We start from the raw sequence: 14,814 nt of genomic DNA, 5'->3' as shown, positions 1-14,814 counted from the left end.
ACTCACTTCCCACTTAATTTTCAACAACTGCTTGTAACGCAATGATTTGTATGTTTTTATTTGATGGAATGGGAAATCTAATAATTAAGAGGGTATGAAGTGAGACGATTGCATGTTGGTTTAAGAAAATTTACAACATGGCATGCCACTTTGCTTGCGTCTCTATTATTATTTGGTTGCCATAGAGGCGGTGTTATGGTTATGGAAGGACCAAAATTACCAAGGAAAGTAGAAGGCACTTCTGATAAAGAAGTGATACGCATGCAAAAAAATCTTGCTAAATGTGGTGTTAAAGTTATAACAATCGGCTCTGATTATTTAATTAGTATTCCTTCGGCAGCTTTATTTGCGGATCAATCTCCGCGACTGACTTGGCAGTCCTACGGTTTACTGAATAATGTGGCAGGCTTTTTAAAACAGTTTCGCAAGGTAGCGATTACGGTTACCAGTTTTAGCAGTAAATATGTTTCTGCTAAACGTGAACATGCCTTAACTTTGGCAAGATCAAGAGCAGTGGCTGATTATTTATGGTCTCAAGGAGTTGATAGCCGGTTACTATTTACAGTGGGAGAGGGGAGTGATAAACCTATTATGGCTTACACTCAAGGTGGTGATAAATCACCCAATTCACGCATTGAAATTACTTTCCGAGATGCAATTATTTAGATGAGGGTAGAATGGGCCGAGAAACGTGGGATACGATAAAGCGTTCCAAAGCATTTTATATTCGTACCTACCGAAAGGCTGGAACATTTGTTATTGTATCGTTGATGTTAAATATAGTATTAAGTCTTTTAATTTATTATATTCATTTTAATCAGCCGGAGCCTGATTTTTATGCAACGAGTGGGATTACGCCGCCTGTGCAATTAAACCCACTAAATACTCCGAATTATTCGGGCACACCTATGCTTGAACCTGATCCTGTTAACGAGGATGAAACGAGGATCATACCGCAGTAATCGAGGATAATATGGCTGAAGATGCTTTAACAACTGTTGCAATGAGAAATGCGTTTTATCGTGACGGCCAACGTAAAATAATGGTCGCCCTTTTAATTTCTATTCTTGTAAATTGTATTTTGGGCTCATTGACGTTCTATTTACTGACGCATCCGCCTGCCCCAAAATATTTTGCAACGAGTATTAATGGGCGAATAACACCTTTATATCCTTTAAGTGAACCTAACCAATCAGATTCCGCTGTTTTACAATGGGCAAACCAGGCAGCTATTGCCGCGTTTACCTACAATTTCGTAAATTACAGGGAAGAACTTCAGGCTTCATCAGGCTTCTTTACGGCAGATGGGTGGACCCAATTTTTAAGTGCATTACAAGAGTCTAATAACTTGGATGCAGTCAAAGCCAAGAAATTGATTGTTTCCGCTGTGGCGACTCGTGCTCCAATTATCCTACAGAAAGGTTTATTAAATGGAAGATATTCCTGGCGTGTACAAATGCCAATTCTCGTCACTTATCAGAGTGCCAGCGAGTTCTCTCAACAAAATAATGTGGTAACTATGTTAATAACAAGAGTATCAACATTAAACTCTCCACGTGGTATTGGTATATCTCAGTTTGTTGTAGGACCTGCTAGTGGTGGAATATCGCAATGAAAAAGAAAAAAGTGATGCGGTATTTCGGTATAGCTACTGTCCTTATCCTTGAGTCAATGCATTTAAGCTATGGATCTGAGTCTGATTCTGCTCAACAAGCTTTACAGCAGCTTCGTCTTTTGCAACAAAAGCTTTCTCAAAGCAGTAACGCTTTGTCACCAATAGTTCAACCAAATCAAGGACAGCAGCAGGCACCAGTGACCACTGCAGCAACACCTGCAGCATCTGCCGCAACAGCACAAACCCCTGCAAATCAGCCACCACCTCCACCGCCACAACAGCAGCAACAACAAGCACAGAATCAAGGTCCAACTGTAGCTGATAATGAGCTCATTGATAGCCAGGCGTTTGATGGGGTTACTCGCCAGTTATTTCCTCTGACACCTGAACAAATTGTCAGATTAAAACAAATCTATAATGCCTCTGAATATGCAAATGCTGCGACAGCAGGTACACCACCAAAGCCAACAGCAACATCACAATTTGTGAATTTATCACCAGGTTCTACACCGCCTGTTATTCGTTTATCTCAGGGATTTGTCTCCTCACTTGTTTTTCTTGATTCGACTGGAGCACCTTGGCCCATTAGTGCATATGATTTAGGAGATCCTGCCTCTTTTAATATCCAATGGGATAAAACGGGTAATACATTGATGATTCAATCAATGAAACTCTATACCTACGGCAATTTGGCTGTGCGTTTGCGAGGGCTGAATACACCCGTTATGCTGACTCTCATTCCAGGGCAAAAGGCAGTGGACTATCGGGTTGATTTACGAGTGCAAGGCATTGGCCCTAATGCAAAGGCAATGCCGATGGAAGAAGGTATCCCGCCTAGCGCTAATGATTTGCTTCTTCATGTTCTGGATGGAGTCCCTCCTCCAGGAAGTCAACGTTTAACAATAAGCGGTGGCGATGCTCGTGGTTGGCTTTTAAATGAAAAAATGTATGTAAGAACCAATCTCACAATCTTGTCTCCTGGTTGGATAGCCAGTATGACTAGTGCAGATGGGATGCACGCTTATGAAATGCAGAAATCTCCTGTATTACTTGTTTCCTGGCACGGAAAAGTCATGCAACTAAAGGTAGAAGGGTTATAATAAATGGCAGGTAAAAAAGAAAATCTAAAAGCACTGTTTACCAACACCCGAACACGAGTAATTATTATTTTCACTGCACTCTTATTGATTATTGCTGTTGCTATCGGAATCATAAGATTAAGGAGTGGTGCTGATATTAACGGGGGCCCATCCACAGTAGCCACTGTACCAGGCATTCAATCAATTCCAGGGGCTCTTGACCCAACTGTTCAATATGCCAAATTACAACAAGAGCAAAATGTTACTCAAGCTGCGCAAGCTATGCAGACCGGTGGTAGCGCTATTCCTACTATTATTCGATCTCAAGCAATGGGGGAGGGCATTCAAGCCATAGGTCCACAGCAGGGAGAGGGTGGGGTTGGATTTGCCACACTTGCCCGTGAAGATGAATCTGGGCCACAACGTAGTTTATGGATTCAATCGCTGCAAAACAGCAGTTGTAGCAAGGCTGCGGTAACCGATGTCGTTAATCAGGGTGCAACACTTACTGATTTAAAAGCAGGGTGTAATTGTACGCAATTAAAAGATATTGGATATCAAATCAAAGATTTACAGCAGGTTTGCCCCTGTAAAGAATTAAGGGCAGCAGGTTTTAATGCCCGGCAATTGAAGGATGCAGGATTTGATGCAGGAAGGCTCCGACTTTGTGGTTTTGATGCTTGCGAATTAAGGAATGCTGGCTTTACTGCCCAGGAAATGAAAGATGGTGGTTTTACGGATGGTGAGTTAAAGGGAGCAGGATTCTCTGATAATGATATTGCAAAAGCGAGCGGTTTACCCAATGGAATGACTGCTGCGGATGTTCGTAGTGCTGGTTGTCAAGTTGATAATTTAAAACGTTTGCGCGCTGCAGGCGTGACTGCTGCAGCCATTCGTCGAATTAGTGGTTGTAGTGCGGCTCAATTAAAAGCAGCAGGTTACACTGCGGCAGATTTAAGAAACGCAGGCTTTAGTGCAGCTGATTTAAAAAATGCAGGATTTACTCCTAGCGAGTTGAGACAAGCTGGATTCGGAGCTAGAGATTTACTGAATGCAGGTTTTACCCCTGATGATTTACGAAATGCCGGCTTTACGCCCGGGGAAATAGCTGCTGCGGAAGCTGAGTTACCTCCCGGTATTACACCTGCAGATATTAAAAGTGCTGGCTGTGATGTTGAAATACTAAGAAAAGAACGCCTTGCCGGGGTGAGTGCCAAACTTATCAGACAATATGCAGGCTGTAGTGCTGATGCGCTAAAAGCAGCAGGTTTTACAGATGCTGATTTAGCCAATGCTGGTTTTACACCTGCGCAAATTGCTGCTGCAGGTACGACCAGTGATGAAGCTATTAAGGCTGCAGGTTGTGATCCAGACAAATTAAGAGTGCTTTTGTCTAAAGGTGTATCTGCTAAAAGAATACGCGCATTAAATGGTTGCAGTGCTTCAGCCCTCAAAGCGGCTGGTTATGGTGCACAAGCATTAAAAGATGCAGGATTTACAGATGCCGACTTAGCCAATGCTGGTTTCACACCGGCTCAAATTGCAGCAGCAAGTCCTGTGAGTGATGCAGCTGTTCGAGCGGCTGGTTGTGATCCAAATAAATTAAGAGCCTTACTGGTCCAAGGAGTCTCTGCTAAAAGAATTCGCGATTTAAATGGTTGTAGCATCGATGCCTTAAAGGCGGCCGGCTTTGATGCCAATGATTTGGCGGCAGCAGGATTTACGCCACAGCAACTAGTGGCAGCGGGTTTTACACCGGATCAAATTCAAGCTGCAACAGGACTTTCTGATGCTACAATTCGTGCAGCAGGTTGTGATCCAGCGAAATTAAAATATTTATTTAGTCAGGGTGTTTCTGCTAAGCGAATTCGTGAGTTAAATGGTTGTAGCGCTGAAGCATTGAAGAATGCTGGATATGACGCTAAAGCTTTGTCGGCAGCAGGTTTTACCCCTGCAGAACTTCTTGCTGCGGGCTTTACACCCGAACAATTACGGCGTGCAGGAGTAGGGACTGCAGCAGCAATTGCTGCTGGAAGAAATGCTGATTGCAGTGTGGCTTCATTACAAGCAGCTAGAGCTGCAGGTGTATCCGCTACTACAATAAGACAAACATTAGGATGTAGTGCTGCAGCGATGAAAGCGGCAGGTTATACTGCAGCAGAACTAAGAGCCGCGGGCTTTACCGCTGCTGAATTAAAAAATGCCGGCTTCAGTGCGGCTGACTTGAAAAATGCAGGCTTCTCTGCCAGAGAATTACGTGCAGCTGGTTTTAGTGCTGCTGAGCTTAAGAATGCTGGTTTTTCTGCAAGTGAATTAAAAGATGCTGGTTTTAGTGCTGCTGATCTTAAAAACGCTGGTTTTTCTGCAAGTCAACTTAAAGCCGCCGGTTATAGTGCGAAAGATTTGAAAGATGCTGGTTTTAGTGCCGCCGATCTTAAGAATGCAGGCTATAGTGCCAAAGATTTGCAGGATGCCGGCTTTACTAATGCAGAGTTACAAGAAGCAGGTTTTCCAGGCTCGGAGGTTGCTGGTTTAACAGCAGTTACTCAAGAGGGGGCACCGTCCACAGTTGCCGGTATTCCAGGTTCAATACCTAGTCTTACTGGAGCTGGGGGGCCTGCTGCGGCTGCACAAGAAGAAGCTAGCAATGCTAAACAATTACAAGCTATTTTAAATAGACAAAATCAACAACTCGCTGATCAACGTTTTCAGCAAAGAATCCAACAACGTATGGCGCAAATGCTGGGTACTGCAAATCAATCGCTCCAGTCTTGGCAGAAAGTGAATGCTCAGGCTTATAACGCGACTTCAGAACCCGAGGCAGCAAAAGAAGCAGCCGCAATAACTACTGCTGGAGCCTCAGGACAAGTTGCCAATCAGGATCAAGCCCAAGTGCCTGGTGGTGGTATAAATACCAATCAAAAAGCCATCATTAAAACAGGGGATATTCTCTTTGCAGTTCTAGATACTTCCGTAAATAGCGATGAACCTGGGCCAATTTTAGCGACTATTGTTTCAGGCAGGTTTAAAGGTGCCAAACTCATAGGAAGCTTCAATTTACCAAGCAATGCAGACAAGATGGTCATCAGTTTTAACACAATGTCTGTTCCCGGGGCTGGACGAACCATCTCCATTAGTGCTTATGCAATTGATCCAAATACAGCAAGAACGGCCATTTCTAGTAAGGTTAACCATCACTATCTTTTACGCTATGGCTCTTTGTTCGCATCCTCATTTATTGAAGGATTCGGTAATGCATTTCAGTCAGCCAATACCACAGTAACAATTGGTGGTACAGGCGGTGGCGACAATATCACCGTGCAGAATGGTATTGGCCGTTCTGCCTTGGAAAATGCCATTATTGGCTTGGCAACTGTGGGTAAAAGTTGGGGACAGGTTGCTCAACAGCAATTTAGTACTCCTACAACAGTGGAAGTTTATTCAGGTACTGGCTTGGGTATATTGTTTACTCAAGATGTAACGTCACTTTAACTTAATGAGTAGGTAAGACATGGTAGATGACGATAAAAATGAATACAGTGATGAGTATCAATTTTCTGATTTGGATGTAATTAGTCCTGATTCAGATGAAGAGAAAGAGACTACTTCAGCGCCTATAGAAAAAAAAGAGTCTAATGCAAATATAAGACGTAATGCTCTTGTCGCAATAGTTGTCATTGTTGTAGCAATGCTTGCTTATAAATTTTTAGGGCCACTTTTTACAAAGAAACCAAAGCCTGCAGACGCTGTTCCAACAATTGCAACCCCTGCACCGGTACAACAGCCAATAACTCCTCCACAGCCGATTGTGACACCGACAGAACCTCCTCCAACTGCGCAGACAATGCCTGTCACCCAACCAACTGTTGATAATTCTGAGGTGATGCAACGGCTATCAGCGCTTGAGGCTAGCCAGCAAAATCTTCGTTCAGATCTGGATTCATTAACTAGCCAAGTTGCCACAATTAATACGAATATTAATGCTCTGGCCACCAAAATAGCTCAGTTGAATCAAACTCTAACTGTTATTGTTTCCAGAGTGGAGCAACAGTCAAAAGAAATCTCTGTTTTAACAGTGCATGTTAAGCCAAAACCGGTGGCTCGAGTAATTATAAAGCGACCACCACCGCCCTCTTATTTTATTCAGGCTATAATACCTGGAAGAGCGTGGTTAATTGCTCAAAATGGGTCTACAATTACCGTAAGAGAGGGAACTCAAGTAGCTGGTTATGGTGTGATTAAGCTGATTGACTCAAGGCAAGGGAGAGTACTCACAAGTTCTGGTAGAGTAATAAGGTTTAGTCAGCAAGATAGTTGAGGCATTCTATGTCTACTGGAAATAATACTGGCAGTTCCGTTATCAATTGGCTGAATAATCAAGCTGATATACTGAATAATATTGCTAATAACTTGCTACCGGTAGAGCGTTTGGTTACTGGTGCTGCCTATTTGTTAGGTCTGGCATTTGCATTTAAAGCAATATATAGTTTAAAAGCTTATGGTGAAGCACGAACAATGATGTCCAGCAATACAAGTATAAAAGAACCCCTTGCGTATTTGCTAGTTGCTGGAATGTTAATTTATTTTCCGACGGGCTTAGCGATTTTACTGCAGACTTCTTTTGGTTCATCCAGTATTCTACAATATGCACCGGTAAACAGTAATAACCAGGCAATATCGGCAGTATTTGGTAGCGGCAGTACAATAGGAAGACCGATAGCAATAATAATTCAGACTCTCGGCGTCATTGCTTTTGTTAGAGGATGGGTTCTTATAGCCCGTTCCGCCTCTCAAGGACAACCACCAGGCGGAACAGGAAAGGGACTAATTCATGTGTTTGGTGGAATGTTAGCAATGAACATTGTAGCGACGTTGCAAATCATTAATAATACGATTTATGGTACGAGTTAATAGTTTTTTACAAAGGAGAAATTAAGTGAAAAAGCCATTAAATTTAAAGCACAACTTAAAACAGCTGCTTATATTTACTGCTTGCGTCGGTTTAATGGTGCTGGCAGGAGAAGCTGTTGCCAGTAGTAAAACTTTGGGTAATATGGCATCCAGTATTACAAGTTCTTTTACTAGCGTAGCTAAGCTGATTACCGCAGGTTCTTATTTGGCGGGTCTTGGTTTCTCTATTGGTGCGATTATGAAGTTTAAACAGCATAAAGATAATCCAACCCAAATCCCAATTGGTACCCCAATCGCTCTAGTGTTTATTGCAGCTGCTTTGCTGTTCCTGCCATCAATCCTAGGTGTTACTGGTCAAACCATGTTTGGTGAAGCTGGTTCTGTAGCTGGTCCTACTGGAACAATCTTCACAGGTTCTGGCGGTTAATATCTATGCAAAAATCAGGAAGGCATTCATTCGCTTCCTGATTTTTTATTATCTTTAATATTGTGAGTATTAAATGGCGGGTACCCAAGAACGTTGTAATTTAAAACTGGTAGCGAGTGCTGGTTCTTGGCGTTTTTATTCAGCCAGGAAAGCTGACGAGCGTTTTAAAGCTTATGAATTAAAAGTTTTCCAACGTGACCGCTACACTTGCCAATTTTGTGGGTTTCAGGCAAAACTTTTTCAAGAAGTAGTTAATCTCGATTATGATTTTACAAATAATCGTTTATCTAATTTGGTGACAGCTTGTTGCTTTTGTGCTCAGTGTTTTTTTATTGAATCTGTTGGAGTTGGTGGATATGGAGGCGGGACTCTGGTTTATCTTCCTGAGCTCAGCCAGCCTGAACTAAATAGTTTATGTCATGTGTTATTTTGTGCAATTACCAATGACACAGGTTATAAGAGCAGTGCCCAAAACATATATCGAAGCTTTAAGTTTCGCTCTCAAGTGGTTGAGGAAAAGTACGGTGAGGGTACGAGTGACCCTGCTATTTTTGGTCAATTAATAATTGACTCAGGAGTTACTGCGGATGTTGCGGATAATCTATTTAAAAATATTCGTTTATTACCGTCGCGTGCCAAATTCCGTAAACAAATTGAGCGATGGGCAGCGAGTGCCTTGGAAGAAATTACTGAAAGCAAATAATCTTCCATATTTTTACAAGTTTTTAATTCTCAATTGAGAATGTGAGTTTAATAAATAGGGAACAACATGGGGAAATGGGCAGAGTCATTTTTTGAGGGTGTTGATACCTTTTTTTCCTGGTTAAGTACATCATTAAAGCAAACAACTGAGTCCTATTGTGATTTGGAGACAGCCGATAGTCCAACTGTTTTAGTGAATCATGATGGCAGCTTGTTATCGATTTTAAAAATTGAAGGTATCACGGCTCTTGCTGGGGCTGAAGAATTTGAGCGTTTAGTAGAAGGTCTAAGCAATGCATTCCAGGCTGCTATGGGGCGCCCTGGCCATGCGTTGCAAGTTTATTTTAGCCATGATAAGCAAAATATCCGCAAAGTCATTCAGGACATCTTCGAACCTGCTGAAGCAACAGCCAAACGTTTAGAATTAAGTTTAGATGATCTATTTACAGAGCGAGTGAGTTTTTTAGCGCAATATTGTGCTGAAGAAAGAGTGTATTTTGTTTTATATACTCGTCCTTATAACTTAGCCCAGGAACAACTAAAGGCAGCAAGCAAGGCTAAGCTAAAAATGCTTAAGGACATGAAAGCACCCCCATTTAAAAATACTCAAACTGTCTATGCGGCAATTCCTGAATTACGTGATACGCATGAGGCTTATGTACGAGCTATTATCAATGATTTAGATGCATTAAATATCTTTGCCCGCTTAATGGATGTTCATGATGCCATCCATGCTATCCGCTTGACTGCTGATCCAGATTTTACGGCGGATGATTGGAAGGCGACTTTGCCTGGCGATAAGATAATGCCGCGAGAGATTAATGGTTTCAATGGTGATCCCTCGGATTTATTATGGCCTTCTTTAGCAAAACAAGTGATTCCTCGCGATGCTGAGAACCTCGATTTGCGTACTGTTAAAGTGGGTAATAAGTTATATTCTTCTGTTTTTATCGATCTTTTTCCAAAAGACATACGTCCTTTTATTAATTTATTTTCTCGGATTTTGCCTGCGCATATCCCTTGGCGAATTTCATTTTTAATTGAAAGTGAAGGATTAAATACTCTTAAGCTCAAAGGATTATTAGCAGCAATTTTAAGCTTTTCTTCAGCACAAAATCGCTTGATTAGTGATTCTGTAAACCTATTAAAATATTTACAATTGAACACAGACGATACTATCGTTCGTTTGCGAGTAGTGGCTACAACCTGGGCGCCAGAAGATCAGGCACCTTTATTAAGGCGACGCAGCTCTGAATTGGTTAAAGCACTTCAGGGATGGGGTTCAACAGATGTATCAGAAATTTGTGGGGATCCATTTGCAGGTTTTGTATCCAGTATGTTAGCGACCACTTTAAAAAGTGCTGCCGTGCCTTCCGTGGCTCCATTGTCCCATGTAATCACCATGTTACCGATTACCCGACCTGCGTCTCCTTGGGAAACGGGTGCTCTGTTATTCCGTACACCTGATGGTAAGCCTTGGCCATTTCAACCGGGTTCTACACAACAAACAACCTGGATTGATTTGGTGTATGCGCGACCTGGTTCTGGTAAATCAGTGTTATCAAACGCGTTAAATTTGGCATTGTGTTTATCCGGCGGATTAACACGATTGCCTCGTATTGCTATTATTGATATTGGTCCTTCCAGTAGTGGATTAATTTCCTTGCTGAAAGAAGCTCTTCCGGCATCACAACGCCACTTGGTTGCTTACCATCGTTTGCGTATGACTCCAGAGTATTCTATCAATCCTTTTGATACCCAGTTAGGCTGTCGTTATCCTACAGCGTTAGAACGCTCTTTCCTCGTCAATTTTTTAACGTTGTTAACCACGCCCTTAGGTGCCGTAAAGCCTTATGACGGTATGGCTGACTTGGCGGGCATGATCGTGGATGAATTGTATAAGAGCCTTGCTGATGAATTTAACCCTACACCTTATGCGCCTGGTGTTGAAGAATTTATTGATAGTATTCTTGAGGAAATTGGATTTGTAAGAGATTCTAAATCAACCTGGTGGGAAGTTACGGATTCATTGTATTCTGCAGGATTTGTTCATGAGGCTATGTTAGCCCAGCGTTATGCAATGCCTTTATTAGCGGATGCGGCATCTATCTGCCGTACCCCTTCTATTGAAGATCTCTACGAAAAGGTAACAGCACCCACAGGTGAATCACTAATTAATGCGTTTGCGCGAATGATTTCTGGTGCTGTACGTGAATATCCAATTTTGTCGAGGGTAACCAGTTTCGATATAGGTGATGCTCGTGTTGTTTCCCTTGACCTTGACGAGGTTGCTAAAAGTGGAGGCGATGCTGCTGATAGACAGACAGCCGTAATGTATATGCTTGCTCGTTATGTACTTGCGCGTCATTACTATTTAACAGAAGAAAGTTTAAATAATATTCCTGAACAATATCAGGAATATCATAAAGAACGAGTGATGGAAATTCGAGAAGATCCTAAGCGAATTGTTTATGACGAATTCCACCGTACCTCAAAATCAGCTGCTGTGCGTGATCAGGTGATTATTGATATGCGGGAAGGGCGTAAATGGAAAGTACAAATTGCGTTATTATCCCAGGCCGTCGAGGATTTTGATCCAATTATGATTGATTTTAGTACAGCAATCTATGTCATGGATGCTGGACCTTCTCAAGCAGTGGAAAAAACAAGTCAAATTTTTGGACTGTCCAATACTGCAAAAACGGCACTGCGCACTCGAGTCCATGGGCCACGTCAAGGCGGGGCAACATTTCTTGTGCAATATGCGACAAAAAGTGGTGTTAACGTGCAATTGTTAACCCTCACGCTAGGTCCTGTGGAGTTATGGGCATTTAGTACCACCGCTGAGGATGCGAGCGTACGTAATCAACTGTACCGTCATTTAGGTCCAGCAGAAGCGAGAAGGTTATTAGCAGCATTATTCCCCAATGGCTCTGTTGCCAGAGAAATTGAAGTGCGTTTGGCTTCCATGAGAGAACAAACAGGACTTATTGAGGAAGACGCCAAAGCCAGTGTGGTTGAGCAACTGGTGTCAGATATTCTTAATGCCTATGCTAAAGATCCGAATGTAAAAAGCTTACCTAAAACTCATTAAGTTCAATGTGCAATGAATATCTCAGTTGCAGGCAACTGGGATATTTCACATAATCTCATTTAATACAATTAATTTAAATTTTGACCAGAAAGAAGTGTAATTGTCAAAATTTGCTAATATTGCCTTCATATTACAGAGTTATACTAGTCGCGCACTGCAATTTTAGAAACCCCGTAACCTTCATCGTAAGGTTTAGAGCAACACTTGGGATGAAAGATACTAGCATGTAAATTACAGCAGAGGAAAAAGCAGAGATGAAAGCGAGAAATGAAACTTCGCAAAAGCAGAAAGAAAAAAAGGTCCAAGATACAAACCAGCATATTCAAGTCCTTTTTAAGAATAAGCAACTAATTGAGGGCCAGGAAGTTCAGGTTCTTGCAGATTTTTCAGATTTTATTACCTCTCACTACAATCCCGCTATTCATAAAATTTATGATGGTTATCAGTGTCAGTTAGAAAATATTGCAAAAATAGAGGATATAAATGCTGACATATGTCTAAGTGTATTGGAATCGAAGGCAAAAGCTCGCATTAGTTTCCTCAAGGCTGCTGAGGATGCGTTAAAGACTTATAAAGATATTCTTACATCGAGTAAGAGTATTTATATTCCCAAAGACAAAATTCCACAAGATAACCTGAAAAAGTATTTAGAAACTGATGCTCGATGGATAGATTCACTCTACAATCAAGTGCAAGATGCAAGTGGTGTTGGTGGTATCACTACCAATTTAGCGAATTATTGGAACCACTATACTGCCCTGTTTGGGCCCAGCAGTTTTGATTTCGATCTCGGTGAACTGGTTAATCAGATTAACCAAAAGCTTCAACAAATTGCAGATGAGCTAAAGATAGAGATTCAAAAGCAAACTGTGGTATCTGAACTACACAAGGACAAAATAGACCTATACGCACTGCATCAAAGATATCAAGAAGTTAAAAGGTTACAGGCTGCTGAAGCAGAGTTAAAGAGCACGAAAGATGACTTTGAACAAAGAAAAGCGGAGGCAATTCTTTGTAGCAGATTAATTTCTATTTTTCATGAGCAAGCTATCCTTGAAGCTAACTTCTCGAATTTTGATTGCAAGCTTCTTGAAATTGAAGAAATGGCAACACAAACGTTGGATGAAATTACTCAGTCGCTAGTGACTATGAACGGTAAAGATGCTTTAGAGTATTTGCAGCTTGAGCAAGATAGACTTGCAAGTATTGATGTCAAAAAATTACTTGAGGTATCCACAGATTACAGAGATCCTAGTGGTGCCCAACTAAAGACAATAAGTACCTATCAATTAGAGGCTATAATAAAAAAGTGGAATGACCTTCCTGGCTTCTTTGCGCCGATTAAAGTTATACCCGAAGTAATAAACAGCCTAAATTTGCAAGCAACTGAACATCTGAACATTATTCAAAAGCAAAATTTAACATTGCGACAAGCAGAGCAAACCCTTATTGATTCTATTGCCGCTCGCAAGACAATTATATTGAGCTTACAAAAATTGGCTGAAATACAATTTAATGTGACGCAGTTACTAAAACGCAGCCCAACGACTCAGGAAGAGAAGAAAGTACTTGTTTTAGAGATAGAACTTACACAAGCTAAAATAACAGATTTAATGGGGCAGCTTGAATCTAACAAAAATGACGCTGTTAAAGCAAAAATTGAGGCGACTGAGCCACTGATTAAAGAACTTGCTCGCGTTAAGACTGCGTTACAAATTGAGCTCTTAACACATACTGAATCAGAGTACTCAAGGTTATTCGCATCAATTGACTTAGAAAATGCTAATCGATCAAGTAGGACTCAAATATCCCAGCAAATGAGAATTTTTGAAAATTATTTAGAGGAAACGATTGAGATTTGTGTTCACACTCAAGATAAAGTTGTTCTCGAAAAACTTATTTTAGCGAACAAAAGACTTGATGCAATTAGACACAAAATGCAAGTCGTCATCCCCCTGCTTGACCAAGTTGACGATATTTCTGAGCGTTATGCAATGTTATTAAATGAGGCAGGCAATCTTCCTCCTGATTCTTTAAAACCCGCGCTTGAACTGTTTAAAAAAGCAGCCATGTTAGAGGCAAGTTCCTCAGAAGTATTAGGAAAGGCCAAACTTCTTTTATCTAAAGAGAAATTAATAAGCATTGAAGAGGCCCAGGTTAATCTAAATGGTTTAAAAGAAAAATATGTAAAACTTTATACGGATAATCCTTTAGTATTGTTAAATGAAGTTGATGTAAACTTCAAATTGCTGGTAGAACGTTTAAAACTCCTTGAGAAGCCACAATATCGGTATCATGAAAAAAGCAAACAACAACTCTATCGTGAAATAGTAGCACTTGAAAAAAGTGAGTTATTTTCTGCATGGCAACGTCTTGATAAGAGTACTTTAGGTGCGATCGAACAAGAAAAATCACAGTCTATTCAAAAACTTCAGGGAAACCTTGCTTTTTTTAAGACACTTCACGAGCCACAATCCCCACTGTCTATTGGGCTCTTCGGACAAGAAAATAGACCGGCAGAACAAAAGGAAAAGTTTTCCCATATACGCCATAGCTTGATGAGTAAATATTTTGGCGCTGATGATCAATTATCAGGCTTTTTCGGTAGTTATTTAAAAGAACGAGCGAAAGAATTCTGGTTTCAAGATCTGATAAGCTCATACATTGCGTTAGGACTTAAATGCTTTCATTGGAAAACTGATGCACAACAAAGACAGGAGTATCTACAAAATTTAAAAACTGCTTTTCAAAATTATAAAAATGATTCATCACACTACGAGCAATTGCTTGAGGTTGTTGATGAAGGAAAAAAATTTATGCCGAGAGGCAGAATTAGAGGAAGTCATGATAAAACTCTGCAATTTCATCTGAACGCCTTTAAAGAAGAAATAAGAACGATTCATGAAGAAAATACCGATGTTTACACTGCTGAGGAAATAAGCGCAGTTAAATAATCGTCTTTTCTTTATCCTTTTTAGGGAAGCTC

11 protein-coding genes are annotated in these 14,814 nt (G+C 41.0%); all 11 read left to right on the top strand.

The window, feature by feature from the left end:
- Positions 1 to 99: 99 nt before the first annotated feature.
- The 11 genes from icmN (at position 100) to LHA_RS11110 (ending at position 14,782) form a co-directional block, all read left to right on the top strand.
- Positions 100 to 666: a type IVB secretion system protein IcmN/DotK gene (gene icmN, locus LHA_RS11160; RefSeq protein ID WP_231861905.1), complete on the top strand. Its 567-nt coding sequence runs from the start codon at positions 100 to 102 to the stop codon at positions 664 to 666.
- An 11-nt stretch (positions 667 to 677) separates the two neighbouring features.
- Entirely contained in the window at positions 678 to 962 is a 285-nt protein-coding gene (gene icmM / locus LHA_RS11155) for a type IVB secretion system protein IcmM/DotJ (RefSeq protein ID WP_045106613.1), read from the top strand.
- A gap of 11 nt (positions 963 to 973) precedes the next feature.
- Positions 974 to 1,615: a type IVB secretion system apparatus protein IcmL/DotI gene (locus LHA_RS11150; RefSeq protein WP_045106612.1), complete on the top strand. Its 642-nt coding sequence runs from the start codon at positions 974 to 976 to the stop codon at positions 1,613 to 1,615.
- Positions 1,612 to 2,715 (top strand): DotH/IcmK family type IV secretion protein, encoded by a 1,104-nt coding sequence (locus LHA_RS11145; RefSeq protein ID WP_045106611.1) that lies wholly within the window; start codon positions 1,612 to 1,614, stop codon positions 2,713 to 2,715. The genes LHA_RS11150 and LHA_RS11145 overlap by 4 nt, the downstream gene beginning before the upstream one ends.
- A gap of 3 nt (positions 2,716 to 2,718) precedes the next feature.
- Positions 2,719 to 6,186 carry a type IVB secretion system protein DotG/IcmE gene (gene dotG, locus LHA_RS11140; RefSeq protein ID WP_045106610.1) on the top strand — a complete coding sequence of 1,156 codons (3,468 nt, stop codon included), beginning with the start codon at positions 2,719 to 2,721 and terminating at the stop codon, positions 6,184 to 6,186.
- A 19-nt stretch (positions 6,187 to 6,205) separates the two neighbouring features.
- Positions 6,206 to 7,012: a type IVB secretion system protein IcmG/DotF gene (icmG, locus tag LHA_RS11135; protein ID WP_045106609.1), complete on the top strand. Its 807-nt coding sequence runs from the start codon at positions 6,206 to 6,208 to the stop codon at positions 7,010 to 7,012.
- Between the two features lie 8 nt (positions 7,013 to 7,020).
- On the top strand, positions 7,021 to 7,605 hold the full coding sequence (locus LHA_RS11130; RefSeq protein ID WP_045106608.1) for a hypothetical protein: 585 nt from the start codon (positions 7,021 to 7,023) through the stop codon (positions 7,603 to 7,605).
- A 94-nt stretch (positions 7,606 to 7,699) separates the two neighbouring features.
- Complete coding sequence (locus tag LHA_RS11125; protein ID WP_231862008.1) at positions 7,700 to 8,032, top strand: type IV secretion protein IcmD; 333 nt, start codon at positions 7,700 to 7,702, stop codon at positions 8,030 to 8,032.
- Positions 8,033 to 8,105: 73 nt separating this feature from the next.
- Positions 8,106 to 8,735, top strand: coding sequence for a type IVB secretion system protein IcmJDotN (gene icmJ / locus LHA_RS11120; protein WP_045106606.1), 630 nt, complete (start codon positions 8,106 to 8,108; stop codon positions 8,733 to 8,735).
- Positions 8,736 to 8,801: 66 nt separating this feature from the next.
- Positions 8,802 to 11,828 carry a type IV secretion protein IcmB gene (locus tag LHA_RS11115; RefSeq protein WP_045106605.1) on the top strand — a complete coding sequence of 1,009 codons (3,027 nt, stop codon included), beginning with the start codon at positions 8,802 to 8,804 and terminating at the stop codon, positions 11,826 to 11,828.
- A 254-nt stretch (positions 11,829 to 12,082) separates the two neighbouring features.
- On the top strand, positions 12,083 to 14,782 hold the full coding sequence (locus tag LHA_RS11110) for a hypothetical protein (protein ID WP_045106604.1): 2,700 nt from the start codon (positions 12,083 to 12,085) through the stop codon (positions 14,780 to 14,782).
- Positions 14,783 to 14,814 lie beyond the last annotated feature (32 nt).

The organism is Legionella hackeliae, assembly GCF_000953655.1.
GTDB classification, from domain to species: Bacteria; Pseudomonadota; Gammaproteobacteria; order Legionellales; family Legionellaceae; genus Tatlockia; species Tatlockia hackeliae.
Note: the sequence above shows the minus strand (reverse complement) of the source record. Positions and strands in the feature narration are given on the sequence as shown.